The following is a 25862-nucleotide window of genomic DNA, read 5'->3' as shown; positions in this document are numbered from 1 at the left end:
TCTCACTCCTTATAGATTACATGTAGTCTAAAATACTTGTTTTACTCATCGTACTAACCGCTTTAAGCGTCGCTTCATACGTTGCATTTATATATGCCAAGTCAGAAATCGCGACCGCTAAATCGACATCCTCAATTTCTTTACGGTTTTCTTGAAGCGCTAAGTTTTGCTCGCTTAAAATTGTTTTAAACGTCTCCATCGTGTTCATTGTTGAACCAACTTCAGTTGTACGGTTAATGATGCCATCTAAGTTTTTCTTATTTTCTCCTAATAACGGTTGTAACGCTTTTTGGTCACCTTTTTGCATCGCTTCGCTCATCTGTTTTAACGTTTTTATAACCGGGGATAATAATGCTTCTCCGTTACGGAACGCTTTGAATTCATAACCGTCATTTAGTTGCCAGTTCACATCATTTTTTCCGCCCTGGTATGTACCATCTTCTGTAAATGGTGGCTTCTCTGCACTATCACCACCGAAAATATAACGGCCTTGCTCTTTCGTATTCGCTAAATATACAACTTGTTTTAAAATTTGATCAATCTCTGCACCGATTGCTTTCAATTCTTTTTCACCATTTTGCTCACTTAATGCTTGTACTGTTAATTGATCTGCTCTCGTTAAAGATTTCAAAACACCTTGTAAAGTATTTTCAGTTTGTGTTAATACATTTTTCGAATCCGCTATATCTTTTTGCATTTGCTCCATATTTGCCAATGAATGTTGAATCGCAAATGATTTACTCGCTGCAAGTGGGTCTTCACTCATAAGAAGATTTTTCTTCCCTGAAGTTACTTGGTTTCTATGGTATTGTTGTTGCACATTCAAATCCATTAACTGATTCTTTGCCCAGTTTGCATTTTGAAATGTAGATACTCTCATTTCTATCTCCTCCTTATATATTTCCAATCAATTACTATCACTTATCGAATAATCGAAAATAGACTATCAAACACTTCATTCATCGTAGTAATAGCTTTAGAATTTGCGACGAAGTATTTTTGGAAGGCCATTAAATTTACCATTTCCTCTTCCATATTTACCCCTTCGACGCTCATTTTTTCTTGCTGAATACCTTCTAGTAAGTCTCCATGAATTTTTTGATAAGCATTCACTGCACTTTTATCAGAGGCTACACGAACTATAAATTGGTCTAATGCTTGTTTATAAGAAAGACCTTCTTTATAATCTCCATCTGTAATTGCTGCTAGTTTATTTGCTGTTTCAGCAGATATTTTCATTTTCGAAACATCTTTTTGGAATTCTGGATTTAACTTCATATCCTTCGCATAATCTCCAACGAAGAAATCTTTTCCCATCACTATATTCACTTGATTTTTCACTGAACTCATTAAGTCTTCGAGATTTTTTTTATAATCAACAATCTTTGCTTTCGTATCAATCGCTGACTTTATCGCTCCGCTAGTTACAGAGATTTCTGAACCGTAAATCTCAACTGACATTGGGTCTTTTTCTTTATTTAATTGAAGTGGATATGTATCTTGTCCATTTACTGTTAAAATACCATTCATTCTAACACTCGCGATATTAGGATTCATAGATTCATAAGATACTTCGATGTTTGCATACTTAGACATCTCTGTAACGATGCGATCTCGTTCGTCTAAAAGTTGATTCGGCACTTGTGTACCCGCTTGTCCAATTTTATGATTCGCTTCTGCTAAACTAGCAGCAAGACGATTAAATTCATTAACATGCGCTTCAATATCTTCTGCTGTCTGTGCTTCCACTGTATCTAAGTTTTTTGCAAGACGATTCACTTGACTTGTGAACTTCCCAGTTTCAGAAATTAATGTATCATAGTAGTTTGGTTGCTCTGGATTTTTTGCTACTTCACGAAAGGCATTAAAGAAACCGTCCATTAAACTAGATAATGAATTCTTCCCTGTCGTTCCAACCATAGACTCTACACGTGATAAAGTTGAATTCATGTAGTTATAATAAGAGAGCTGAGATAATTGATCATTAAACTGCTTCGTTTTTACCTCATCAGTAATACGGTCAACACCTAGCGTTTGTACACCGTAACCAATTCTCTGTTCTGGCGTATGACCATTGCTTGCTCCAACAGATCCGTAATTCACCATTTGACGAACATAACCTGGTGTATGAATGTTAGACAAGTTTTGTTTCGTTGTTTGTAACCCCATTTGAGCCGCTAACATGCCCGATAGCGGTGTATTATAATCAGATAATCTCATAAAGCTTCACTTCTCCTTTACAATAGTTCGTTCATAAAGATTTGCGAATTATTGTTTCGCTCTAAGTTATATTCAGAAACAGAATCCACAATACTTTCTGTAGTTTTTAATAGTACGTTTAAGTAATATTGATTTTTCAAAAGAATCATTTTTACATTCTCTTCTAATTCAGTTACGTTTTTTTGTAATTCTTCCATTTTTTCGATTTCTTCTTGAGAAAAATACGAAAATAACGCACTTACACGAAACGATTCAACTCCTTGTTCTTTACAGAACTGAACAACCATTTCTTCAAATGAGCTTGATAACCCTTTTAAACCATCAATGTACTGCAATTGCTCTACTTGCAACTTTTGAACTGCATTTACATTTTTATTTTTTAAATTCTCATATATTTGCTCTCCAAGCGTTTGAATATTTTCATACGCTTTTTGAATAATAACGAGTTTTTCATATAATTGTATGTACATATAGCTTCCTTTCTTTTACAAGACTAAATTCACAATTAAACCATGGATTTCTCCAATTTGATTTAACATTTCTAAATGTCCTGTTTTCGTATTAATTAAATTCATAACATCTTCTAATTCATTCAATCCCATTTCTGCCTGTTTCACAATCGTCATTTTCTGTGAATATCCGTAACGCGGGTGACGAGACATGACATCTTTATACTGCAATACATTATCAACGTAAAAATTCAAAAATGATTTTACTGTATTTTTGTATTCCATTACATTATCAAGCGTTAATTCCATTTCAATTTTCTCTTTAATTTCTCCAATATTATCGACAAACGCTTCCATTTGTTCTAGCAATTTATCTTTTTTCGGATCTGCATGCAAATTATCCGAAAATGCAAGCCCTGTCCTGACATTTGCTTCTTTCGGCATTTGAGTAGCAGGCGGTATATGCGATAAAATTGGATTATGCGAGATAGAACGTAGCATATATATCACCTATTTATTTTTTTATTTCTTCCTAAACTTAATCGTAAAATCCAGTTATTTATAATTATACTCTGAACAGTAATATTTTGCAGTTATTTTTTATAAAAGATATGTTACAATTTAGCATGAGGTGGCACAATTCTATGAATATTTTCCTTTGTGGTTCAAATCAATTAACAGCATTAGATCAAGAAGAAATTAAAAAATTTTTAACTGACTATGCTCACAAACATAAAATTTACATATTATGTTATAAATCTATTGAAAATGAGGTTCTTCGTTTTTTCGTTGAGAATGAAAGACTCGCTCAAAATTTATGCCTTTACACGCTGCAACCATTGCAAGCAATAACAGATGAATTTCAAGAAGTCGTTGATTACTTAAAAAAACACGGAGCCGAATATGTTGCTTTTGATCATCCTTCTGACTCCATTTACCGATCAGATTATATGTTTTTTGTTAAACAAATTATTGAAGACACTGATTTAGTTCTCTGTTTTTATAATGGTGACAAACATACATCTGTCATCCCTGTCGATGTTGCAAAAGAAGCAGGTATTGATGCTGTCATTTATGATTTACCAGGATTACATGAAAAGCAAATGAAAAAAAGCTTTGAACAAAAAATTCGTATGATGTAAAGGGGGAGGCACAATATCATTATTGTGCCCATTGTAAATATGATAATTGAACAAGATTATGATCATTTTATCGCAAGTTTTAAACAACAATTCAATATGGACATCGCTTCATATAAACAAGATAGAATGCGCCGTAGAATCGATGCTTTCATTTCGAGAAAAGGCTTCGAAAACTACACTAATTTTTTAAACAAATTACGCGCTGATCAAAATTTATTTTTAAATTTTATTGACTATATTACAATTAACGTTTCAGAGTTTTTTAGAAATAAAGAACGATGGCAAACTTTAGAGTCGAAAGCACTACCAAAATTACTCGAACAAAATAGCGGAAAATTAAAGGTATGGAGTGCCGCTTGCGCTGCTGGTGAAGAACCATATACACTCTCTTTAATTTTATCAAAGCATCTAGCTCCATTTCGTTTTGAAATTCAAGCAACAGATCTTGATTTTCATATTTTAGAAACCGCAAAACGCGGTCAATATACAGAACGTTCTTTAAAGGAATTACCTACTGATTTGAAAGAACGTCATTTCACAAAAGAGAATGATATATATTCATTGCATCAAAACATTAAACAAAACGTCTCGTTTAAACAACATGACCTTTTAATGCAGTCATTCGATACAAATTATGATTTGATTATTTGTCGTAACGTAATGATATATTTCACAGAAGAAGCAAGAGTAAAACTTTACGAAAAATTTAGTCGTTCTTTACGAAAAGGCGGTGTACTATTTGTTGGTAGTACGGAACAAATTTTAACACCCGAACGTTACAATCTTCAGCGATTTGATACATTCTTCTACGAAAAAATATAAAAAAGGTCGTCACAATGGAGTGACGACCTTTTTACATAACTCGAATTAAAATAATACCGACAATCCATATGAAGAGAAAAAGAAACGTCATAGACCATTTATGTTCTTGCATCGTTTGTTTCAACGCCTGTGACAATTGTGTCATGTTCATTTCCGCAAGCGCTCTCCATACACTTACATCCCGATCTTTAGCAATGCGGTCTGTAACGCTAATTAAAATCGTTTCGTTAGACAATTTTGTTATATAAGCAGTAATTACCGTTACCATCAAATTTATATTTCCTTCTGAAGAATCACTTTCCACTCTAGAGATGAGTGCACTTACATCTAGTAAAGGAATATGTACTTTTCTACCAAATGATAGTTGCACTTCAGCGAAATCATATGTTCCATCTAACAAAGGAAGTTCCTTTATATGCGCCTGCTTAATAAGTCCTTGTAGGCTTCTAATTACTTGTTCAAACACTTTTTCTGATTGCTTTCCTTCTTGAGATAATGTATGTAACTTTTTAAAAAGTTGTAACACTGTATCCATCTCTTTAGAAAGCATTTCCTTCATAATCTTTCCATCACTTAAACTTGCAAGTAAAATACCTATTTCATTATTTTTCGAAATAATTTTAGACTGTCCAGTAAACACTAAATTGCTACGCTTTCGTTCTTTCTGGATTTCATGCTCCGAAATAGCTGCAGGCTGTTTTAATGGTTGTAGCGTCTTATCTTCAATTGTCGTACGTTTAATCTCCATTTAAGCGCCTCCACTACTATGAAATAATTAGCCCCATTCTTTATTACTCTTTAAAACTAAAAACAGTACGAACAAACCTGACATGATAGTAAATACATCCGAAGCTTGTACTCCCTGTTCACCTTTTTCTTCTTCCTTGTCTTTCGTTTCTTCTTTTTGTTCTTTCTTTTTAGAGACAACTTGTTTGTTATTTTTCTCTTTTTGGTCCTTCGCCTTATGTACTTCCTTGTTGTCTTCGAACGGCTCTTTTATAACGTAAGTAAATTCCTCTTTCTCTTTCAACGGTTCTTTTATAAACTTATTTACTTTCTCATCTTGCTTCGGAATTTGAACAACTGGCAATTTTTCTTCTGGAAGCGGGTTTTTGACTTTCAAATCTTCTTGCTTCTCATTTTCTTTCTTATCTTCTAATTCATTTTCTAGTTTATTATCTAATTTATCTTCTTTCTCTTTCTCTGCTATCTTTTTATCATCTTCGTTTTTTGGCGCCAAAACAGAAATGGTATATTCACTTTCTTCAACAAGTTTATTACCTGCTGCATCTATTATCTCTACAAGTAATTCGTATGGCCCAGCCGGCAATGCTTCTGTTATTTCAAATACTTTTTGCCAATCCATATCATGCTTGTTGTAGTCTAATAAAAACGAAAGCTCTTTATTTTCTTTCCCTTTTAATGTAACGCGCACTTCTTTTACAACCGATTCTATATCTGACGCTTTTACTCGTATATGTATAGAATCTCCCTGTTTTCGTTCAACTAAGTTCTCTTTTACTTCATCAATAGTAACTTTCTGTAACTTTGGCAATTCTTTATCTATAGTTGGCGTTTCATTTTTAATACGAATGAGCGGGACTTTCACTTCATTTTTTACGATTTCTTCTTTCTCATTCTCTTTGTAACTTTGAACGAGCTGAAGATTCCAATCACCTTGCAAATCAAAATCCCCTGCTTTATAGTTAGCAACCCAACTCTTCGTTTCTTCATCATACTCAAAAGATAGTATTCTTTCTTGCGCATATTGCTCGCCATTTTTTTGTAACTGCAATATACCTTTCATACTTTGAATGTTTTTCCCATTTGGTTCTACAGCAATTCGCACTTCTTCGCCAACTTTAAGCTCCGGCTTATTTACTGTAATAATTCCCTGTTCTGTTTCTATCTTTCTTTCATTCAATTGTTTATTTACTACTTCTTGTTGTTTTGCTTCTTGTTCTGCTTCTTTTTGTTTCTCTTCATCTTGTTTCGTTTCCACTTGCTCTGAAGATTTTTGAGATTCCTTATTTTCTTCTTGTACATTCACTTCATTTATTTTTTGATCTGGCTCAATTTGTTCCTCAGCCTGACTTTGCAAGGGGAAGAACAAGCACACATGTATGCATAGCCAACTCATTAGAAAAAACTTTACGTTTTTCATCTACTAGTTCAAACTCCTATTTCAATGCCTTATAGTGATTTCGTCACTTTTACTCCGAAAAATCCATCTACATTTACAAGTTCACCATACGCCACTAATACATCATTTACATAAATACGAATCGGTTCATCAATATCCTCATCTAGTACAACTGCTTCATTTTCTTGTAAACTTAATATATCTTGAATCGTTTTCACTGTACTTCCAAATACAAATTTCACATTCATTTCTACATTTTGTAGAATGGACGTGTCCATATATACTGGTTCCATTTGTTTTACTTCTTTAAATTCAATAGGTTGCACAACTGGTTCTACAATTTTTTCTTCTTCAATTTCTTCTGTGGCAATCTCTTCTTCTTCCACCATCGGATACAGAAGTCGCCTTACCATTTCTTTCGCTTCGGAAATTGGCAAAATTTGATACATCTTCGATTGAAGCAGATCGCCAATTTCAAGATTGAACGTAATTTGAACGAGTTCGTCCACTTCCATTGACTCTCCCAAATATTCCATTTCTTCTTTTAACGTTACAAATTTAACATTTGGAGGCGTCATGTCCATTTTTTCTTGAAACATTTCTGACATCGCCGTAGCAGCATGACCCATCATTTGGTTCATAATTTCTTTAATACCGCTCAGTTCTAATTCAGTAAGCTCTTTTTCTGGGTCAACTTCCCCTGTTCCCATCATCATTAAATCTACCATTGTTAAGGCAACATCTTTCGTAAATACGAATACATTCTCATTCTTTAGCCCTTCAACAAAGTCGACATTTAAAATAACAAATGGTACTGGTACTCCATCATAATGACGAACATTGATTGCTTCCACATTTGGTGTACTAATTGTAACTGGCTGATTTAAAAGCGTTGATAATACTGTTGAAGCGGAACCAATTGAAATATTTGCAATTTCACCAAGAACATCTTTCTCTTCTTGTGTTAAATGCTCTTTTTCAACTTGTTCTTCTACAATCTCAGTTTCCACTACTTCTGCTGGTTCGTCTGTTTCTTCTACTCCACCAGATAATTGCATTAATTTATTTACCATTTGTTTCGCATGCTCAACTGAAACAATTTGTACAAGTTTAGAGTTTACAAGATTATCTATCTTTAAATCAAACGATACTTTAACAATCGTATGATTCCCATCGATTTCAGAGATTTTCTCCATTTCTTCTGATAACTTTACAACTTTAATCGTCGGCGGAGACATATCTACTGTATCTTGGAAGAATTCCGACATAGATGTAGCTGCGAATCCCATCATTTGATTCATCGCTTCTTGTACAGCACTTAGCTCTAATTCACCAAGTTCTTTTCCGTCCTCCACTTCACCTGTTCCCATCATCATTAAATCAGCAATGGACAATGCAACATCTTGCTTAAGAACAAGAAGGTTTTCCATATCTAATCCTTTTGTAAAATGAATGTTTAATACAACATGTGGAACTTCGACATCTCTTGAATCATATAAATCTACCAACTCTATACGAGGAGCAGTAATGCTTACTTGCCTATTTAAAATTGTTGATAATACAGTTGAAGCTGAACCAAATGATATATTTGCAATTTCGCCAAGAATATCGCATTCTTGGGGCGTTAAATGCTCATTTTCTTTTTCTAGCACAATCGTGCTCGTATCCCCTTTTGTGTGTTGCTCAGGCATTTTCCCTGCCTCCTCATTTCTGTTTTTCTATCAAATAATATAAACTCTTATTTTATTTTAGCAAAATTATTATATAAAACGTTAATATGTATGTATTCCCATTATTAGATTCGTAACGATTAGCCAAAAAGCTCCCCAATTGTATACAAGTGGGGAGCTTTCCTTCATTCCTATTATAAACCTTCTGGGTTTAAAATGAGGACCACTCGTCCATCACCGAGAATCGTCGCACCAGAGAAATAGTTAGAACTCTCTGCAAAGAAGTCACCTAATGACTTTAAGACTATTTCTCTTTGACCGATAATTGTGTTTACAATAAGTCCATAGCTGCGATGTGTGTTACGAACAATTAACACAGGAACCATTTGACCATCATATGACGCAAACGCCTCATCTACTGTTTTTTCACCAAATACAGTACTTAAATGTTTCACTTCAATAATTTGATTACGATAATTTAACACATCTTTTCCTTGTAAGGATTGGATGTCTTCTCTCTTAATTCGAATTGCTTCAACGATATTTCCAAGAGGTAAAGCATAACGCTTATCATTCGTTTGAACAAGCATAGATTGAATAATAGATAACGTTAATGGAAGTTCAATTCTAAATGTACTTCCCTTTCCTTCCTCAGAATCAATAATTAAATGCCCACCTAAACTATGAATCGTATGTTTTACAACATCTAATCCGACACCGCGTCCAGAAAGATCTGATACAACTTCAGCTGTACTAAATCCTGGTTGGAAAATAAGATCAAACACTTCACGATCTGTTAATCTATTCGCATCCGCTTCAGTTACAACGCCATTTTTAATCGCTTTTTCTAATACTTTCCCTTTATTAATACCGTTTCCATCATCCGTAATTTGAATAACGACATGATTTCCACTATGAAAGGCTTCTAATTTAATCGTACCTGTCTCATTTTTACCTGCATCACGTCGTTTTTCAACAGTTTCTACACCGTGATCGATTGCATTTCGAATTAAATGAACGAGCGGATCACCGATTTCATCAATAACAATTTTATCTACTTCAGTATCTTCACCTGTAATTTGTAAATCGATTTTTTTCCCTAAATCTTTCGCTAACATACGTACCATACGTGGGAAACGATTGAATACAGTTTCAATCGGCACCATACGCATATTTAATAGTACATTTTGAATATCTTTTGAAATATCGCCTAATCGATTTAAATGTTCAATTAGCTCCTTGTTTTGAATCGTTTGAGCCAATTCATCAATGCGCCCACGTTCAATTACACTTTCTTCAAACATATTCATTAATCTTTCGATTTTCTCTAATTGAACACGAATTGAACGATTCTCCACTTTAGCATTTTTCGTTTTTGTAGTACTTTTAGCCGGCATAGCACTTGAAGGTTGATTCGTTGCCTCTACCGGTGATTTTACTTGCGTAACCACAGCTGGTTGTAGCTTTTCTTCTACTTGCACAACTTCTTGTGTAACGACTTTTTTAGAAGCTACTTCCTTCGATATAGGTTCTCCTTGCTTTACTTCCACTTTCTCAATTTCAGAAACATGAAGTACTACTTGTTTCAATTCTTCTATACTACAATCCGTATCCATAAATACTGTAAATTCAAATCCGAAAGCATCTGCTTCAATTTCTTCAATACTCGGAGCTGTTTTTTGTATATTCCCTACATTTTGCAATGCTTCAATACACATAATGGCACGTACTGCTTTTAAAATTGCCTGCTGTTCAACTGTTATATGCACTTCATGCGAAACTGCATCATCGTTGTCTATATGATTTTGCTCTATATGTTCCGTAGGAGTTTCTACATTGCCGTTCAATAATGCTTCTAATTTCTGTTTAGTTGAGACTACATCAATATTGCCCATTCCACCTTGTTGCACATCTGCAACCATCTTCTCCAAATTATCAATGCACTCAAAAATTACATCAATAATATCCGCATTTACAACTATATTTCCATGACGAATTTCATCTAACACATTTTCCATCTTATGCGTTAAATCAGCCATCTCCGTAAATTCCATGCTCGCAGACATACCTTTGAATGTATGAGCGGATCGGAATATTTCTCCTACAACATCCATATCAGCAGGATTTTGTTCTAACACTAGCACATTTTCATTTAGCGACTGTAAATGTTCTTCTGACTCTTCGAAAAATATATTTAATAGATCTGTTTGCATTTTTATCCCCTACCTGTCTAACAAACATTTCATTTATGTATAACAATTTAGTGTTTTACAATGAGAAAAAAGGGGGCCACACGTCGATCCGCTATCACTGTTTTGATTCCTTGTGGCACCCCTTCTATATTAACTATTTGCTACTTTTGTTAAAGCTTCAATTACACGATCCGCTTGGAATGGCTTTACAATAAAGTCTTTTGCCCCGCCCTTAATTGCATCTAATACCATACCTTGTTGTCCCATTGCAGAACAAATAACAACCTTTGCACTTGAATCAATTTTAATAATTTCTTTTAATGCTTCAAGCCCATCCATTTCTGGCATAGTAATATCTAATGTTACAATATCAGGTTGAAGTTCTTTATACTTTTGAATTGCTTCTACCCCATTCTCTGCTTCACCGATAACTTCAAATTCAGCATTACTTTTTAATAAGTTTTTAATCATCGTTCGCATAAACATCGCATCATCTACTACTAAAATTTTATGTGCCATTCTTTTTAATTCTCTCCTTCTATGTATAAATATATCTTAATATTTCACCTTATCATTCTCACTCATTATACAAAATAAAATGATAAAATTTAATATTTTTTTAAAAGAATTTTCGTATTTTTAGTATTTTATTATTAAAATAACAATATACTACTCTTTTATATAAATAACAACGCGACGGTTTTTTTCCCAGTTTTGCGGTGAATCATTTGGTACAATTGGCTTTGTGTCTGCATATCCTACCGCAGCTAGCCTTTTATCGTCCACATTATACACTTCAATTAAATGGTGAATCATATTTGCCGCTCGTGCTGAAGATAACTCCCAGTTAGAGGGGAATTTCTCGTTATGAATAGGTCTACTATCTGTATGTCCCTCTACAACAATGGGGTTAGGTACGGATTGAAAAAATCCAACTAATTGACTTATTATCCCTTTCGCTTCGGGCTTAACGTTCGCATCGCCTGTATCAAATATTAAATTATCTACTATAACGACGCTTACCCCTGTATCCTCTCGATATACATTCACTTGACTAATACCGTTATTATCTACATACGCTTTTAACTTCTTATATAATTCATCCATTCTCTTTTTTGAAATCATTTTTTCATCATTTTTTTCATGTGAAATATCCGGTATTGTATTTTCCATTACTTTTGCATCTACTTGCCCCGTATCACTAAACTTTTCAAGCATCTTTGACAATTTTACTGCATCTTGCTTTGATGTAGCAACTAGTAATACAAAGAAAGTTAATAATAACATCGTTAAATCTGTAAAAGTCGTCATCCAACGAGGCGATCCCTTTTGCGGTCCTTTACTCATCATACCACTCCTTGAAATATTAGGCTGCTCCTTTTACCTTTTTTACCTTTGTTTCGTATACGTATGTATCCAGTTTCAACTTTAATTTAGAAGGGATTTGTCCACGATACAATTCTGAAATTGCTTCTATTACAAACTTCTTCTCTGTATATAAATCTTCAATACCACGATATACTTTTTCCGCAAGAGGGATTGCAATCATATTCGCAAGTACAGACCCATATAATGTCGTTAACATCGCAACTGCCATTCCTGTACCAATTTGCGATGTATCTTGTAAGTTTTGGAGCATAATGATAAGACCGATTAACGTACCAATCATTCCCCAAGCTGGAGCAAAATCACCAATTTTATCTAATAATGCTGCTCCTTTTCTTAACTCATACACTTCCGTTTCAATATCTTTCAATAACACTTCTTTTAATTCATCTTCATCGTAACCGCTTAACATTAATCGAATTCCTTTTTGAATAAAAGGATTGTCTACTTGCTCTCCATCTACCTCTAAAGAAAGCAAGCCGTGCTTTTTAGACTTTTTCGAAAAATCGACAAACAAATCCGTTAACTGTTCTAAATTTTCTTCTCTTCTATGTAAAACAGTAAAAATGCTTTGCGTATATTTTTTTATTTCTCCAAATCGATATGCCACAACAATTGTCGCTGTTGTTCCCCCTATGACAATTAAAATAGATGAAACATCTAAAAAGTTTTTGAAAGCTTTTATTCCACCGCCGCCAAGCATAATTGCCGCTATCACTATAATGAAACCTACTATAATGCCCACTGGGCTAGAAATATCAAACTTCCTTTTTCTTCTTTGTGGTCTAGCTAATACTTGATTTTTCTCTCCCATATTTCTGCCCTTTCCTTTCCATTTTTATATAACATTTTTTTATTTTAATAATACGTTTTCACATATAACATGTATTATACGCTTATCATCTGTTTATCGCAATATACTCATGAAATTGACACATTTCATTTCTATATTAGAATTATGGTATGAATAAATGAGGAGGATCACGATGGAACACAACATTTTACAAGTCATTGCATTAGCAGAAAAACTAAAATATGAAATGCGACATAGCTGGCTTTCCAACGGACGTCAAGAAAGTGTTGCGGAACATACATGGCGGATGTCTCTAATGGCCATTTTAGTTGAACCTTATTTGGATCAAAAAGTAAGTATTGAGAAATTACTTAAAATGGTTATTATTCACGACCTAGTCGAAGCCGAAGCTGGTGATATTCCTGCTTTTGATACAATGAATAGTCACGAATTACAGCTACAAAAACAAAAAAATGAACTGGAGGCTATTTTAAATATTAAACAAACGTTAACAGGTTCTCTCGGCGAGGAATTATATGACTTATGGATGGAGTTTGAAGCGAAAGAAACGTACGAAGCAAAAGTTGCTAATGCACTCGATAAACTTGAGGTGAAAATCCAGCATAACGAAGCTGATATTGATACGTGGCTACCAATTGAACATAAAATGACGTTCCAAGTAGCAAAGCATACAAACTTTGATTCTTTCCTATCTAAATTACAAAAAATTATTGAACAAGATGGAGAAAAAAAGTTAATTGCTGCCGGCATTGATGTTGAGGCATGCAAGCAATAATGAAATAAGACACTCAACAAGAGTGTCTTATTTCATTATTGTTGATATAGCCTGCTTATAAATAAGCTGTTGTTTTCCATCCACTAAGATTAAAACTGTAAATTTATCCACTCCAACAACTTCTCCTACTATTCTAACGCCACTCTTTAAGAAAATTGTAACTGTACCTTTTTCTTCTTTTATTTGTTTATACAATTCTTCCTGTAAATGTTCCAATTACTGTCCTCTCCTTTCTGTGAAACATCTTAATATAAAAAACTATAAATTTTTTATTTATGCAATTTGTCTTTTATGTTCATAAACTTATTAATAAGTATATCTAAATCACGACTAAATAACAAAACTTTATCATGATCCAATCCGTGCCTCGCAACAAGTTGAATTAACTCTTTCTTTTTGTTTTCTATTTTATTTTTTAATTGTCCCATCTCCATCTCTATACTAAAACTCCCTTTTCCCATAATATTACTTGTAAAATTATAGTACATATTCTCTCATAAAAAAATAAGAAAATGGTTTTTTTTACAATTTTTTATTTTTTATGCCTAAATTATGAATTACGTAAAGGTTTATTTACAAATCACTAACATGCAATCCTAATGAATCTACAGGCATTTGTCTAATTATAAATGAGACTGGCTCGTTTTCTATACAAAAAACATACTGTATATAGTAGTCCATGAACCATATAGATTAACTTACTAAAAAGGAGGAAAACATATGAGTTATGGTGGAAGTTGCGCTGGTTTCGGCGGTGGATTTGCTTTGCTTATCGTACTATTCATCCTTCTAATCATCATCGGATGTAGCTGTTGGGGTGGCGGTGGATACGGATATTAATATATCCTATCCTTGACAAATGAACGAAAAACTATAGAAAAACAGCTCATATTTGAGCTGTTTTTTTCATACTTTCGTATGAATTTATATCCCTCCTATTTGCGATTTCAACTAACAAAATATTGTTTAATATAGAATAAGAAACATTTTACTAAGGAGGATTACAATGATTAAAGGTCTTTACGAAGCACAATTACCTGTTGGACTTCCTACAGAGGAAAAAGTGTATTTAAGCGAATGGAAAAAACAAGTTCAAGCATCATCATTACATAAGGATTAATCTATTTATGTCAGTTTCTTATTCCAAACTTCTTAAAACAAATAAAAACTTCAATAAACTATTTTATGGGCAAACATTAAGTGTACTTGGGGATTGGTTCCATACGGTAGCTTTATTAACATTTGTCTACAGCATAACGGAATCGCCGTTTATGATCGCACTTACTTTTATAAGTAAAAGTTTACCACAGCTTCTTCTTAGTCCATTCATAGGCGGAATTGTAGATCGTTTCTCTAAAAAGAATATTATGATTTTTACCGATATTACACGGGGAATTCTAGTCCTTACATACTTACTCGCAGGCTATAAAATTGAGATTATTTTCATTGCTAATATATGTTTATCTGTACTTTCTTGTTCATTTGAACCGGCTAAACAAGCAACCCTAAAAAATATTGTACACCAAAATCATTTCGTAACTGCTAACTCTCTTTCTAGTACAATTAATGGTTTTATGTCTATTATGGGAGCTTCTTTGGGCGGAGTAATTGCACAATCTTTACATATTGAGTTCGCTTTTTTAGTAAATAGCCTATCATACTTTATTTCAGCCTATTTTATTTATAATATGAGTATTCCTGCTCATGATACTTGTAACAAGAACAAAACATTTTTCACTGATATAAAAGGTGGTTATACATACATATTACAAACAAAAATCATTTTAACATTAATTCTTGTCGGCATTTCATGGGGAATTATTGGAGGCGCTTATCAACTACTTCTAACGATCTATGCCGAAAAAATTTTCCATACGAACATTGGGATTTTATATACGGTTCAAGGGGCTGGGCTTATGATAGGAAGCCTTCTCGTTAATCTTTATATATCCCATAATAAAGAAAAAATGAAAAAAGTATTCGGTTGGGCCTACTTACTACAAGGAATTTTCTTTCTCGGATTCATTCTATCCGATCAACTTATTATCGGTATCATTACTTTATTCTGTATGCGCATAGCAGGAGGAATCATCGTTCCACTTGATACGACATTACTTCAAACTTATACACACGAAAATATGATAGGTAAAGTTTTTTCATTCCATTATTCCATTTACGCATCTCTTATTCAGTTATCGATGTTTTTTACAGGAGGACTGTTAGAAATTCTTTCTCCTCAAATGATTGGCAGTTTATTAGCTACATGCTGTATTTTTGTAAGTTTTATATGGCTGTTCTTGTTTTATCGCGGGGATCTCAGTGAATAATTTAACGATAATCAATACATTTTGATTCCATTCATTATTTGTTTCCCCATAATAAAATTGTTTAAAAATGTAAGTCGGATTTTTTAGGTAAAGAGCCTTATATGGCAACACTATTTAAGAAAAAACTAGATATTTATGTTAAAATACAAATAAGTTTGTGAAATATTGCACTTAAATAATAGACTTTAACTAGTTAAACTTGATTAAATAGGAGGGCTGTTTTGGGTATCACATTCATTTTCATATGCATTATATTAGTGGCTTCTATTCTGCAAGCAAGTACAGGTTTTGGCTTCTCCATAATGGCAACCCCTTTCTTACTTATGTTATTTCTGCCACAAGAAGCTATACAAATAAACATTATTTTATCTTTAATTATCTCCATTTCACTCATTTGGAAAATAAGAATGGATGTTGATTTTGTTCTACTGAAAAGGTTTATTTTTGGAAGTATAGTTGGTGTTCCTTTTGGCATTTTAATTTTCATTTCCGTTAACATAAACACTTTTAAATTAGCAGTTAGCATCCTACTCTTGCTATTAACATTGTTGCTAATATGCAACGTTAAGGTTAGATCAACACAATCTAGAGATTTCATAGTTGGCGGATTATCTGGTCTTTTAACGACAAGTATCGGTATGCCAGGTCCACCCCTGTTACTTTATTTTACAGGAACTGATACTGAAAAAGAGAAGTTAAGAGGAACTACATTAGCTTTTTATCTATTTATATATTTCATTAGCCTAGTAACTCAAATACTCTTTACTGGCACAAACAAAACCATTTGGGAATCAAGTTTTTATGCCATTCCAATTGTATTTTTAGGTTTGTTTATAGGTCAAATTATTTTTAAATGGTTTAATCAACGGATTTTTAAAATATTTACGTATATCCTTTTAAGTTGTACGGGTATGTATCTTCTTATTGAAAGTTTGCATTTATTATAGAAGTTGCTTTAGGTTATGCATTAAGAATTAGGTTTCGAATGAAATATCATGATATATTTTTAAACGTGATAACGATAAAAAGCGGCTATTATGCCGCTTTTTACATTATCAAATTGGTCGATATTAAACCAAATGACAGTAAATACATCGTTATAACAATCATCCACATATTGTTTTTCAATAGGGGTACTTAATGATTTATGAATAATGTACAAAATTAATTTTCCATATTGATCAATCACTTCTTTCAAAGCATCTTGATCATGTTTTTTCATAGCTATAATTAAATCCTCTTCAGAATTGAAAATCATAAGCATCTTCCTTCCTCAGTTCCCCTTTAGCAGCTGCTTTTACTTACTATTGGCATTTCATTCTCATTTTCTATCACTTTTGTAAAAAATTATTAATTTTTATTTCTATGTATATGATAACAAACAAAATACCTAAGTTCAGAAAGAATAAACAACTTTCTGGCCTTAGGTATTTCTCCTCCAAAAAAGGCAAACCTATACGTCAGGTTTGCCTTCTTACTCACTTCTTATTTAATCCTTTTTCACTTAAAAACTCTTTCATATGCATTCTTTTTTCTTTAGACATAAATGAACTCACGGATTCCGTCCACGTTACGCTTTTCTTATTTGATGATCTTTCTTTATAATACGCGTTCATCGTTTCATCATATTCGTTTAGTAATTCATCATATTTTTGTTCATCATATCCATTTTCATGAAGAACTGCTGCTACTGGTAAACGTGGTTTAACTCCATGTTCTTCATCTGGTACACCGACTGTCATTCCAAATACAGGATATACTTTATCCGGTAAATGAAGCAATTCGCTCACTTCTCTCGGATTATTGCGAATACCACCAATATAACAAATACCGTATCCTAATGATTCTGCCGCTAATGCTAAGTTTTGCGCAAAAAGTGAAGCATCTACCGTCGCAACGATAAAGTCTTCTACTCCCTCATGCTTTATCTCTGTACTATGTTTTTCACATGCAATTTCAAGTCGTTTTAAATCTGCACAACAAACAAAAAATGCTGCACAGTCCTTCACATGGCGATTTCCGGATAGCTCTGCTAGTTTAGCCTTTAATTGCTGATCTGTTACATATATAACAGAATACGCCTGTACAAAATGTGATGAAGCTGCATGTTGCGCAGCATGCACCATCTTTTCTACTACATCTTTCGGAATTGATTCTTCTTTATATTTACGAACTGAAACATGTTGCTCCATCTTATGTATGATCTCATTCATGAAAATCACTCCTTTTTTCTCTTCATAATGAAAAATTAACATATTTTTTTCAATTTTCACAACTTATAAGCACAAAAAGAGCAATTCTTTTTGAATTGCCCTTTTTTAAAACGTTTATCAATACGGTAAATGAAATTATACTTATCTTATTACGCCGTTTTCAAAACTTTAATACCTTTTACGATATTCCAAATGAAGTAGTAAATCCCTACAAGAATGAACACTGCATATGTGATAGCCATTCCAATTCCAGCACCGTCAGATTGATTGAACCCTAAACCGTACATGCCTGATACTGCTAGTCCTCCAAATAAGATTGCGTATGGGAAAACATGTGACCAAAATGCTTTTTTCGCGTGATACTTCACTTCATCTTCTGCAACAAAGTACACGATAATTGGTAGTAAAAATGGTGCAAAAAAGATACTAAAGTAACATAACGAAGATAAAATATTATTTCCTTTCATCCGATTCACCTCTAAATAGTTTTTGTTACCTTCATTATGTCAGGAAATCATTCTAGAAACTATCGCTTTACCTTTCACGAACGTGACATATTTGTAAGATTTTCCTCAAACTAAATCCCGCCTGAGTTTCAGACGGGATCACTTTCACTATATTCGATTCATAAACCAATACTGTGTAATTGCTAAATATTCTCGTACATTCGATGGAATGATGATTGGTTTCGGTGTTTTTGCCGGAAGACCTTCTAATTGTAAACCTTGTTTGGCCGCTATTTTTTTCGCTCTAAACATGTGAAAATCGTTTGTTACGATCATACCTTTTTTCATATCGGCTGGAATTAACGGTTTTGAGAATGTAATATTCTCATCTGTACTCGTAGATTTGTCCTCCATTATAATGCGGTCTTCTACGATGTTTTGTTTTATTAATCCTTGTTTCATTGCTAATGCTTCTGAAATGTCTTCACCTTTTCCTTGTCCTCCAGATACGATAGCGATTGTTTTCTCATGTGATTTTAAATATTCAGCTGCTTTATCAATACGATATTGCAATGAATAAGATGGTTTCGTCCCATTTACTTTCGATCCTAGTACAATTATGTAATCAGCATCGTAGGTTGCATTCATATGCCCATGCTTATAAATGTGATATTGTAAAAACCCCGCATACACGGCGCAAATCATTATAACACCTAAAATGCCCTTCATTATTTTCTTCTTTCTCATATTCATATACTCCTATTTTCTTTTACTTCCTTCATGATAATATCCATTTATTTGTTTGTATACAGACAAATTCCAATAAACCCTAATTTATCCTCTGAAAGGTAATATTTATATTACTTTCGGGAATAGTAAGTACAACTTTACACGAAGGAGTGTCTCTATTGCTTCTCTTTTTATGTAACGTGTCGTTCTTTTTCATCTTATTTTTACTATCGCTTAAGTTACTCGGTAAATCCGCGTTAGCGCAACTAACTCCTCATGATTTTGGGGCTATAATTTTTTTATCTTATTTAGCTTTCCAGGCCATACCCGTCTCTGGTGCTTTACAAGCATTTCTCGGTATGGTTGTTATCACATGTTTACATTTACTCCTTACAAAATTAAGCCTATTCAACAAACTAAATCGTTTTATTCTCGGACACCCTATCATTTTAATTAAACATGGTGATATTATTTTTGAGAACTTACAAAAAAGTAGATACCCCATTGCAGAATTGCTTTCTAATCTTCGCGTTGCAGGATATCCAAGTGTTCATGAAATTGAATACGCTATTTTAGAAGCGAACGGCGCTATTAGTATTTTACCAAAAAGAGAACTTGTACCATTAACTCCAAAAGATTTAAACATAGAAGTTAAGTATGCTGGATTACCAATTGCACTTATCGTCGATTCACAAATTCAATATGATAACTTAAAGTTAATACATAAAGATGAAAAATGGTTATATAAAGAATTAAAAGAAAAAGGAATTACAAATATTAAAAACGTTGCCTTTGCTTCTGTTCAAGAAACGGATGGATCTTTTGCGATTAGTTTAAAGGAATAAGAAAATCCCCTTAATTGCTTAAGGGGATTTTCTTCATCATATCGCTTCTTTCTCTCCTGCCATATTTAATGGCACAGGATGTTTCATACGATTCATCGTAAATACGATAACCGCTGTCATTACTTCTGCAACTGGCATAACGAGCCAAATTCCATTTATACCAAATAATTTCGGCATAATCCATAACAATGGAATAATAAATAGTAATCCTCGGCTCATTATAATAAGTACTGATTTCTTCGTTTGTCGCACTGATTGGAAGTACTCTCCATACACAATGTTATAACCTAAAAATACGTATTGGATAAAGAATAAACTAATACCTGTTAAGGTTAACTCCAATAATTCTGGAGATTGAACATCAAATAAACCAATGATATATTTCCCAAAGAATAATCCGACAATTATCGCAAAGCCTCCGAGGACAACAGCAATTTTCACAGCAAACTTCAATCCTTCACGAAGTCTCTCTGATAAATTTGCCCCGTAATGGAAACTAGCAATTGGCTGTAATGCTGCTCCAACACCAAAGAATAATAGTAATGTCATTGCATGAATACTATTCACCATCGCATAGGAAGCTACTCCTACTTCTCCTGCATATTGGACAAATGCGATATTAAAACCAATCGTTACGATTGCAACCGTACTTTCTGCTGTAAAACTTGGGAAACCAATCACCATAATTTGTTTGACAGTATCCCATTCAAAATGAAATTTCGTCCACTTTAAAATACTACTTTTTCTAAAGAAATGGGTTAATAATACAAGGAAACCAATCGCTGCCGAAAGAATAGTCGCTGAGGCAGCACCTGTTACGCCCCATCCAAAGATAAAAATAAAGATATAGTCAAACACTATATTTAATACAGCCGTTACAACAAGACCAGCCATTGCTAAATTAGGATTTCCATCATTTCGTATAAATGTACTTAAAATATTTTCTAAAACGTATATCATTCCAAATGTTAATAATACGTGTAAATAGTCTAACGCATATGGTAAAATTACTTCATTTGCACCAAATAAGTATGCTAAATCTTCTATTCTCCATAAGCAAATCGCTGCTAAAACACCTACGATAACAACTGCTACCGTCATTGATTGAGTAAAAATAGACCTCGCTCTCTCTCGTTTATTTTCACCTAATGCAATGGAATATAACGTTGCCCCGCCCATTCCAATCCATAATGAAATAGAGAAGAAAATCGAAAAGGCTGGAATAGCCACGTTCACTCCTGCTAAACCGTTCGCCCCAACTCCTCTACTAATCATAACCGCATCAATTACAATATTCACTGACATTAATACCATTCCGAGGACGGCTGGTATTAAATAAGAAATAAATAAACTTTTAATTGGTTTTTCTCTTAATTTTTCTGTTGCTTCCATACTCTAATATGCTCCTTTTTTTCAACTCTCTTTTCTTAGTTTAAACCTTCAAGTAACTTTAAGGTCAATAGAGAATTAAAAAATAGGTGACTTAATTATCGCGTTTGATGCTCATTTGTAATTATACGAGTCCTATAACTTATTGCTTTGTTTTTTCATTATAGGAATTTGAATTTCTGTTACTTGCTCCTCAGGATCTTCTGTTACAGACCAATCAATCAATCCAATCTCAATCGAATCTCCATGTACTTCGTAACCTTCTTTATCAATGTATGTAAGTAACTCCTTGTACGTTGCATCTGTTTCTTCATACGGTCCATGATGATAAGAACAAGCATATAAACCTTCTTTAATTTCATCTGAAGTATGCACTTCATACGGCATATAATCCAAAAGAATAAATACACTGCTATATGCTTGAAACTCATTTTGCATTAACCCTTTTTTCGCAACAGTTACACCAATATCTCCAGAAAATAAGCTATCATCCATTTGCCTCATATTTTTTTGCAACGAATGAATGTAGTACTCAAACATATCATCCGTCGTATTCGGGGCAACCGCAATAGCTGTTATTTTTCGCTGCGGGATCTCTTTTATTACCATTTGTTCAGCTTTTGCTTTTGTTGCTTCCTTAATTAAATGAATTCTATGCTCCATTTTCGCCAAAGCATACTCAATTTCTCTTTGTTTCTTCAGCATCATCTCTTGTTGTTTTTCCAGTAAATTGAGTGCGTATGCTGGATTTCTTTCATCAATATATTTCTTAATTTCCTTTAACGGAATATTTAACTGGCGTAAAAATTTAATCGTATCTAACAGTGAAAATTGATCGATTGTATAATAACGATAATTCGTTTGAGGATCAACAATGGACGGATGAAAAATTCCTTTTTCATCATAATACCTTAATGTAGATTCTGCGATATTATGCATTTTTGCCATTTCTCCAATTGTAAAACGTTTATTTAATAACATGTTTCCTTCTCCAATTCATTAAAAATGTTGCCTTATTTCTTCTTATTATATAGCCATTCCCTTCATACCTAAATCAAATTCCATCATGAAAATCTGCTATTTTTTCATTGATTTTTAATAAATTTTATTATATATTAATTACAGGTTCAAATTACGAGTTCAAAAGAACTTGTAATCAGACCCTTTTTGTTTAATGGGTTTTACATATTTTCATTAGGCAAATTCCGAGAAATCGTATGATAAAACTAAAAATGACGAGGAGAGGATCAGATGGAATTCGAATTTTTCTTTCAAATTGCACTTATTTTATTAAGTACAAAACTTGCTGGTGATCTTAGTGTTAGATTAGGTCAACCTTCTGTGCTAGGTAAATTAATTGTCGGTATCGTTATCGGCCCAGCTATATTAGGTTGGATTGAAAATTCAGAGCTTCTAACACAATTAAGTAATGTCGGTGTTATTCTTTTAATGTTTATGGCAGGACTTGAAACAGACTTAGATGAATTAAACGCAAATCGCAATTCTTCTTTAGCAGTTGCACTCGGGGGTATCATTCTTCCATTCGTAGGTGGTTACGTTTCCGGTCTTGTTATGGGAATGGAACAAGGAAACGCTGTATTCTTAGGGTTACTTCTGTGCGCGACAAGTGTTAGTATTTCCGTTCAAACACTTCGTGATTTAGGTAAAATGAAAACACGTGAGAGTACGACGATGCTTGGAGCCGCTGTATTTGATGATATTCTTGTTGTTATTTTATTAGCATTCGCAATGAGCTTCTTAGGCACTGATGATGTTAACTTAACAATGATTATCTTGAAGAAAGTAGTATTCTTCGCTTCTATTATTTTAATTGGATGGAAAGGTGTACCAGCGATCATGCGTTGGTTATCACCACTACGCGTATCTGAGTCTATCGTGAGCGCAGCTCTTATCATCTGTTTCTCATTCGCATATTTCGGCGAATTATTAGGAATTGCTGGTATTATTGGTGCTTTCGCTGCTGGTATTGCAATTTCTCAAACAAACTACAAACATGAAGTAGAAAAGAAAGTAGAACCAATTGCTTACGCTATGTTCGTTCCAGTATTCTTCGTTAGTATCGGTATGAATATTACATTTGACGGTATTGGCAATCAAATTTGGTTCATCCTAGCATTAACAGTAATCGCTGTATTAACAAAACTAATTGGTTGTGGTGTTGGTGCACGCATGACTGGATTTGATGCAAAGTCTTCTGCAATTATCGGTTCTGGTATGGTTTCTCGTGGTGAAGTTGCACTTATCATCGCAGGAACAGGACTCTCTTCAGGTCTATTAGCACAAGATTACTTTACAGCAATCGTTATTGTCGTTATTTTAACTACAATGATTACACCACCAATGTTAAAATACACTTTTGGTGCTAAAGATAAAGCAATGAATGAAAGCAAGTAAATAAGTTTACTATAATAAAAGGAGATTGCTATCTTATAAAATAGCAATCTCCTTTTTGTTTTATCTTTAAACAATCTCGTGCTTTTTTAACCATTTTTCAAAAATAGTTCGAGCTTCTTCATCATCGATATCATTACTAAATGAATACACCTTAATGCCATAATCATCTATATATTCGCCTAGTTTCATTTCCTCCACTTTCTTATAAAAACCGTCTGCCTCATAGTGCGGAATATAAGCATCCCAAACTGGTTCATTTATTCTTTTGTACGCTGTCACTTCCAAATCATATCCATCTTCATAATATCCGATGTGATAATGTTGACTAGGATCATATTTCTCCATAAAAAACTCCTCCTACTAAACAAAAGCGAGCTGTAATCTACAGCTCGCTTCATTCATTAAATGCGTTCCATCGCTGTCTTCAACGTTCCAACAACAAAAGCGATTTCTTCACTCGAAATAACAAGCGGTGGTGCTAATGTTAAGACGTTATTGTATCCTGCTGTTGTCATACCGTTTCGCCCTATAATTAACCCTTTTTCTTTACAAGCATTTACAACACTTGCAATTTTGTCGTTATCAATTGGCTCTTTCGTCTCTTTATCATTTACTAGCTCAATTCCAACTAGTAAACCTTTTCCTCTAATATCCCCAACAAGTGGATGCTCTCCAATTTCTTCTTTTAATTGCTCTAATAAAAGCGAGCCCATTTGTGCAGAGCGCTCAACTAAATTTTCATTTTCCATAATTTCTAAGTTTTTAAGTGCTAATGCACAAGCCGCTGGATTTCCACCAAATGTATTAATATGACGGAAGAATTCATATTCTCCCTTCCCTTTAAATGCTTCATATATTTCTTTTTTCACAGCTGTTGCTGATAACGGTAAATATGCGCTCGTAATCCCTTTTGCCATCGTAATGATATCTGGCTTCACATCATAATTCATAAATCCAAATGCTTTTCCTGTACGTCCGAAACCACAAATCACTTCATCGCTTATGAGCAAGGCACCGTGTTTTTGACACGTCTCATGAACAGCTTTCATATAGTCTTGTGGTGGCATTAAAATGCCTCCACCCGTAATAATTGGTTCCATAATAAAAGCTGCAATCGTTTCACTTAATTCCCATGTCATAACGCGATCTACTTCTTTCACACATTCTACATCATAAATGTTCTCTCTTTCTATTCCAGGCATACGATAGCAATCTGGCGGCGTTACATGTAAAAAGCCTGAAGCAAATGGCTCATATTGATATCTACGCTGTGCTTGTCCCGTCGCTGCCATCGTTGCCATTGTATTTCCATGATACCCGCGGTAACGTGACATAAATTTATAACGATGTGCTTCACCTTTTTGCGCATAGTATTGCCTTGCTATTTTAAAAGCTGTTTCGTTCGCTTCCGAACCACTATTAGAGAAGAAAATAACATACTCTCCTCCAAGCCACTCATTTAATTTTTCTGCAAGCTTTATAGCCGGTTCATGCGATTGTGACATCGGAAAGTATGATAATGTTTGTAATTGCTTATAAGCTGCCTCTGCGAGCTCTTTTCTGCCGTATCCACTATTCACACACCAAAGACCACTCATACCATCTAAATATCTTTTCCCTTGTATATCTTCAACCCAGCACCCTTCTGCTTTTGCCCCTACCATTGTATTATTTGGACTAAAGGGACGCATTCCGTGCCAAACATATTGCTCATCTTTTGCTAATAATTCATCAGTCTGTTTCGTTTTCATCATTTCTTCCACCTTCCATAACAACTTATTTTTCACAAAAGCTGCGCTGGTGCCATGATGATTTAAATTTCTCCCTGCTTATTTTCATTCCACAAAATTAAGACAAATCCTACTTACAAAGCAGTATTATTTAC

General features: G+C 33.7%; 29 protein-coding genes. 8 read left to right on the top strand and 21 right to left on the bottom strand.

Annotation, left to right across the window (positions count from 1 at the left end; genetic code table 11):
• Nucleotides 1–16: 16 nt before the first annotated feature.
• From ACTFRH_RS04640 to ACTFRH_RS04625, 4 genes are read right to left on the bottom strand one after another with little or no spacing between them, the layout of a single operon-like run.
• Complete coding sequence (locus ACTFRH_RS04640) at nt 17–880, bottom strand: flagellar hook-associated protein 3 (protein WP_001266413.1); 864 nt, start codon at nt 878–880, stop codon at nt 17–19.
• Between the two features lie 41 nt (nt 881–921).
• Entirely contained in the window at nt 922–2220 is a 1299-nt protein-coding gene (flgK, locus tag ACTFRH_RS04635; protein WP_001239712.1) for a flagellar hook-associated protein FlgK, read from the bottom strand.
• A 17-nt stretch (nt 2221–2237) separates the two neighbouring features.
• Nucleotides 2238–2690: a hypothetical protein gene (locus tag ACTFRH_RS04630; protein ID WP_000275902.1), complete on the bottom strand. Its 453-nt coding sequence runs from the start codon at nt 2688–2690 to the stop codon at nt 2238–2240.
• 15 nt (nt 2691–2705) lie between these two features.
• A complete protein-coding gene (locus ACTFRH_RS04625) occupies nt 2706–3170 on the bottom strand; it encodes a YaaR family protein (protein WP_000946323.1) in 465 nt (154 codons plus the stop codon).
• A 143-nt stretch (nt 3171–3313) separates the two neighbouring features.
• Between ACTFRH_RS04625 and ACTFRH_RS04620 the strand changes: the two genes are divergently transcribed.
• A complete protein-coding gene (locus ACTFRH_RS04620) occupies nt 3314–3811 on the top strand; it encodes a flagellar motor switch protein FliG (RefSeq protein WP_001020110.1) in 498 nt (165 codons plus the stop codon).
• 39 nt (nt 3812–3850) lie between these two features.
• Nucleotides 3851–4633 (top strand): protein-glutamate O-methyltransferase CheR, encoded by a 783-nt coding sequence (cheR, locus tag ACTFRH_RS04615; RefSeq protein ID WP_000582877.1) that lies wholly within the window; start codon nt 3851–3853, stop codon nt 4631–4633.
• Between the two features lie 31 nt (nt 4634–4664).
• On the opposite strand, the gene ACTFRH_RS04610 is transcribed toward cheR, so the two are convergent.
• The 7 genes from ACTFRH_RS04610 to ACTFRH_RS04580 form a co-directional block, all read right to left on the bottom strand.
• Complete coding sequence (locus ACTFRH_RS04610; RefSeq protein ID WP_000403967.1) at nt 4665–5381, bottom strand: hypothetical protein; 717 nt, start codon at nt 5379–5381, stop codon at nt 4665–4667.
• Between the two features lie 27 nt (nt 5382–5408).
• Nucleotides 5409–6797, bottom strand: a complete 1389-nt coding sequence (locus tag ACTFRH_RS04605) for a hypothetical protein (protein ID WP_000800067.1) — start codon at nt 6795–6797, stop codon at nt 5409–5411.
• A 29-nt stretch (nt 6798–6826) separates the two neighbouring features.
• Nucleotides 6827–8467 carry a flagellar motor switch protein gene (locus tag ACTFRH_RS04600; RefSeq protein WP_001115010.1) on the bottom strand — a complete coding sequence of 547 codons (1641 nt, stop codon included), beginning with the start codon at nt 8465–8467 and terminating at the stop codon, nt 6827–6829.
• A 173-nt stretch (nt 8468–8640) separates the two neighbouring features.
• Nucleotides 8641–10659, bottom strand: a complete 2019-nt coding sequence (locus ACTFRH_RS04595) for a chemotaxis protein CheA (RefSeq protein WP_001192622.1) — start codon at nt 10657–10659, stop codon at nt 8641–8643.
• Between the two features lie 129 nt (nt 10660–10788).
• Nucleotides 10789–11157 carry a response regulator gene (locus tag ACTFRH_RS04590; RefSeq protein ID WP_000940568.1) on the bottom strand — a complete coding sequence of 123 codons (369 nt, stop codon included), beginning with the start codon at nt 11155–11157 and terminating at the stop codon, nt 10789–10791.
• A 150-nt stretch (nt 11158–11307) separates the two neighbouring features.
• Nucleotides 11308–11985 (bottom strand): OmpA family protein, encoded by a 678-nt coding sequence (locus tag ACTFRH_RS04585; protein WP_000033627.1) that lies wholly within the window; start codon nt 11983–11985, stop codon nt 11308–11310.
• Nucleotides 11986–12004: 19 nt separating this feature from the next.
• Nucleotides 12005–12838: a flagellar motor protein MotP gene (locus ACTFRH_RS04580; RefSeq protein WP_000504193.1), complete on the bottom strand. Its 834-nt coding sequence runs from the start codon at nt 12836–12838 to the stop codon at nt 12005–12007.
• A 172-nt stretch (nt 12839–13010) separates the two neighbouring features.
• Here ACTFRH_RS04580 and ACTFRH_RS04575 point away from each other — a divergent pair, with 172 nt between their 5' ends.
• The gene (locus tag ACTFRH_RS04575) at nt 13011–13613 is read left to right on the top strand and encodes an HD domain-containing protein (RefSeq protein WP_000400780.1); all 603 of its coding nucleotides are present in this window, start codon (nt 13011–13013) and stop codon (nt 13611–13613) included.
• Between the two features lie 27 nt (nt 13614–13640).
• Here the strand turns inward: ACTFRH_RS04575 and hfq are convergent, their stop codons facing one another.
• Nucleotides 13641–13829, bottom strand: coding sequence for an RNA chaperone Hfq (gene hfq / locus ACTFRH_RS04570; protein WP_000400665.1), 189 nt, complete (start codon nt 13827–13829; stop codon nt 13641–13643).
• Between the two features lie 53 nt (nt 13830–13882).
• Nucleotides 13883–14101, bottom strand: coding sequence for an aspartyl-phosphate phosphatase Spo0E family protein (locus tag ACTFRH_RS04565; RefSeq protein ID WP_000291686.1), 219 nt, complete (start codon nt 14099–14101; stop codon nt 13883–13885).
• A 232-nt stretch (nt 14102–14333) separates the two neighbouring features.
• Here ACTFRH_RS04565 and ACTFRH_RS04560 point away from each other — a divergent pair, with 232 nt between their 5' ends.
• From ACTFRH_RS04560 to ACTFRH_RS04550, 3 genes are all read left to right on the top strand, one after another.
• The gene (locus ACTFRH_RS04560; protein ID WP_000120179.1) at nt 14334–14453 is read left to right on the top strand and encodes a YjcZ family sporulation protein; all 120 of its coding nucleotides are present in this window, start codon (nt 14334–14336) and stop codon (nt 14451–14453) included.
• Nucleotides 14454–14740: 287 nt separating this feature from the next.
• Entirely contained in the window at nt 14741–15940 is a 1200-nt protein-coding gene (locus ACTFRH_RS04555; protein ID WP_000117050.1) for an MFS transporter, read from the top strand.
• 221 nt (nt 15941–16161) lie between these two features.
• Complete coding sequence (locus ACTFRH_RS04550; protein ID WP_000513084.1) at nt 16162–16887, top strand: sulfite exporter TauE/SafE family protein; 726 nt, start codon at nt 16162–16164, stop codon at nt 16885–16887.
• A 59-nt stretch (nt 16888–16946) separates the two neighbouring features.
• Here the strand turns inward: ACTFRH_RS04550 and ACTFRH_RS04545 are convergent, their stop codons facing one another.
• The 4 genes from ACTFRH_RS04545 to ACTFRH_RS04530 form a co-directional block, all read right to left on the bottom strand.
• The gene (locus ACTFRH_RS04545) at nt 16947–17198 is read right to left on the bottom strand and encodes a hypothetical protein (protein WP_003300677.1); all 252 of its coding nucleotides are present in this window, start codon (nt 17196–17198) and stop codon (nt 16947–16949) included.
• A 220-nt stretch (nt 17199–17418) separates the two neighbouring features.
• Entirely contained in the window at nt 17419–18153 is a 735-nt protein-coding gene (nfsA, locus tag ACTFRH_RS04540) for an oxygen-insensitive NADPH nitroreductase (RefSeq protein ID WP_001002398.1), read from the bottom strand.
• Nucleotides 18154–18302: 149 nt separating this feature from the next.
• Nucleotides 18303–18620: a DUF4870 domain-containing protein gene (locus ACTFRH_RS04535; protein ID WP_000678055.1), complete on the bottom strand. Its 318-nt coding sequence runs from the start codon at nt 18618–18620 to the stop codon at nt 18303–18305.
• 147 nt (nt 18621–18767) lie between these two features.
• Nucleotides 18768–19346, bottom strand: a complete 579-nt coding sequence (locus tag ACTFRH_RS04530) for a YdcF family protein (RefSeq protein ID WP_001227672.1) — start codon at nt 19344–19346, stop codon at nt 18768–18770.
• Between the two features lie 161 nt (nt 19347–19507).
• On the opposite strand from ACTFRH_RS04530, the gene ACTFRH_RS04525 reads away from it, so the two are divergent.
• On the top strand, nt 19508–20173 hold the full coding sequence (locus ACTFRH_RS04525) for a DUF421 domain-containing protein (protein ID WP_000923924.1): 666 nt from the start codon (nt 19508–19510) through the stop codon (nt 20171–20173).
• Between the two features lie 36 nt (nt 20174–20209).
• Here the strand turns inward: ACTFRH_RS04525 and ACTFRH_RS04520 are convergent, their stop codons facing one another.
• Together ACTFRH_RS04520 and ACTFRH_RS04515 are read right to left on the bottom strand one after the other, a co-directional pair.
• Entirely contained in the window at nt 20210–21565 is a 1356-nt protein-coding gene (locus ACTFRH_RS04520; protein ID WP_000388398.1) for an MATE family efflux transporter, read from the bottom strand.
• A 132-nt stretch (nt 21566–21697) separates the two neighbouring features.
• Nucleotides 21698–22543, bottom strand: coding sequence for a MerR family transcriptional regulator (locus ACTFRH_RS04515; protein WP_000925915.1), 846 nt, complete (start codon nt 22541–22543; stop codon nt 21698–21700).
• A 270-nt stretch (nt 22544–22813) separates the two neighbouring features.
• Between ACTFRH_RS04515 and ACTFRH_RS04510 the strand changes: the two genes are divergently transcribed.
• Nucleotides 22814–23977: a cation:proton antiporter gene (locus ACTFRH_RS04510; RefSeq protein WP_000393874.1), complete on the top strand. Its 1164-nt coding sequence runs from the start codon at nt 22814–22816 to the stop codon at nt 23975–23977.
• A gap of 66 nt (nt 23978–24043) precedes the next feature.
• Here ACTFRH_RS04510 and ACTFRH_RS04505 read toward each other — a convergent pair whose 3' ends face one another.
• The gene (locus ACTFRH_RS04505) at nt 24044–24322 is read right to left on the bottom strand and encodes a DUF3986 family protein (protein WP_000417077.1); all 279 of its coding nucleotides are present in this window, start codon (nt 24320–24322) and stop codon (nt 24044–24046) included.
• Nucleotides 24323–24378: 56 nt separating this feature from the next.
• Nucleotides 24379–25728, bottom strand: a complete 1350-nt coding sequence (locus tag ACTFRH_RS04500) for an aspartate aminotransferase family protein (protein ID WP_000850944.1) — start codon at nt 25726–25728, stop codon at nt 24379–24381.
• Nucleotides 25729–25862: the final 134 nt, after the last annotated feature.

This window comes from Bacillus cereus group sp. MYBK216-1 (assembly GCF_051916495.1).
GTDB classification, from domain to species: Bacteria; Bacillota; Bacilli; order Bacillales; family Bacillaceae_G; genus Bacillus_A; species Bacillus_A thuringiensis_K.
Note: the sequence above shows the minus strand (reverse complement) of the source record. Positions and strands in the feature narration are given on the sequence as shown.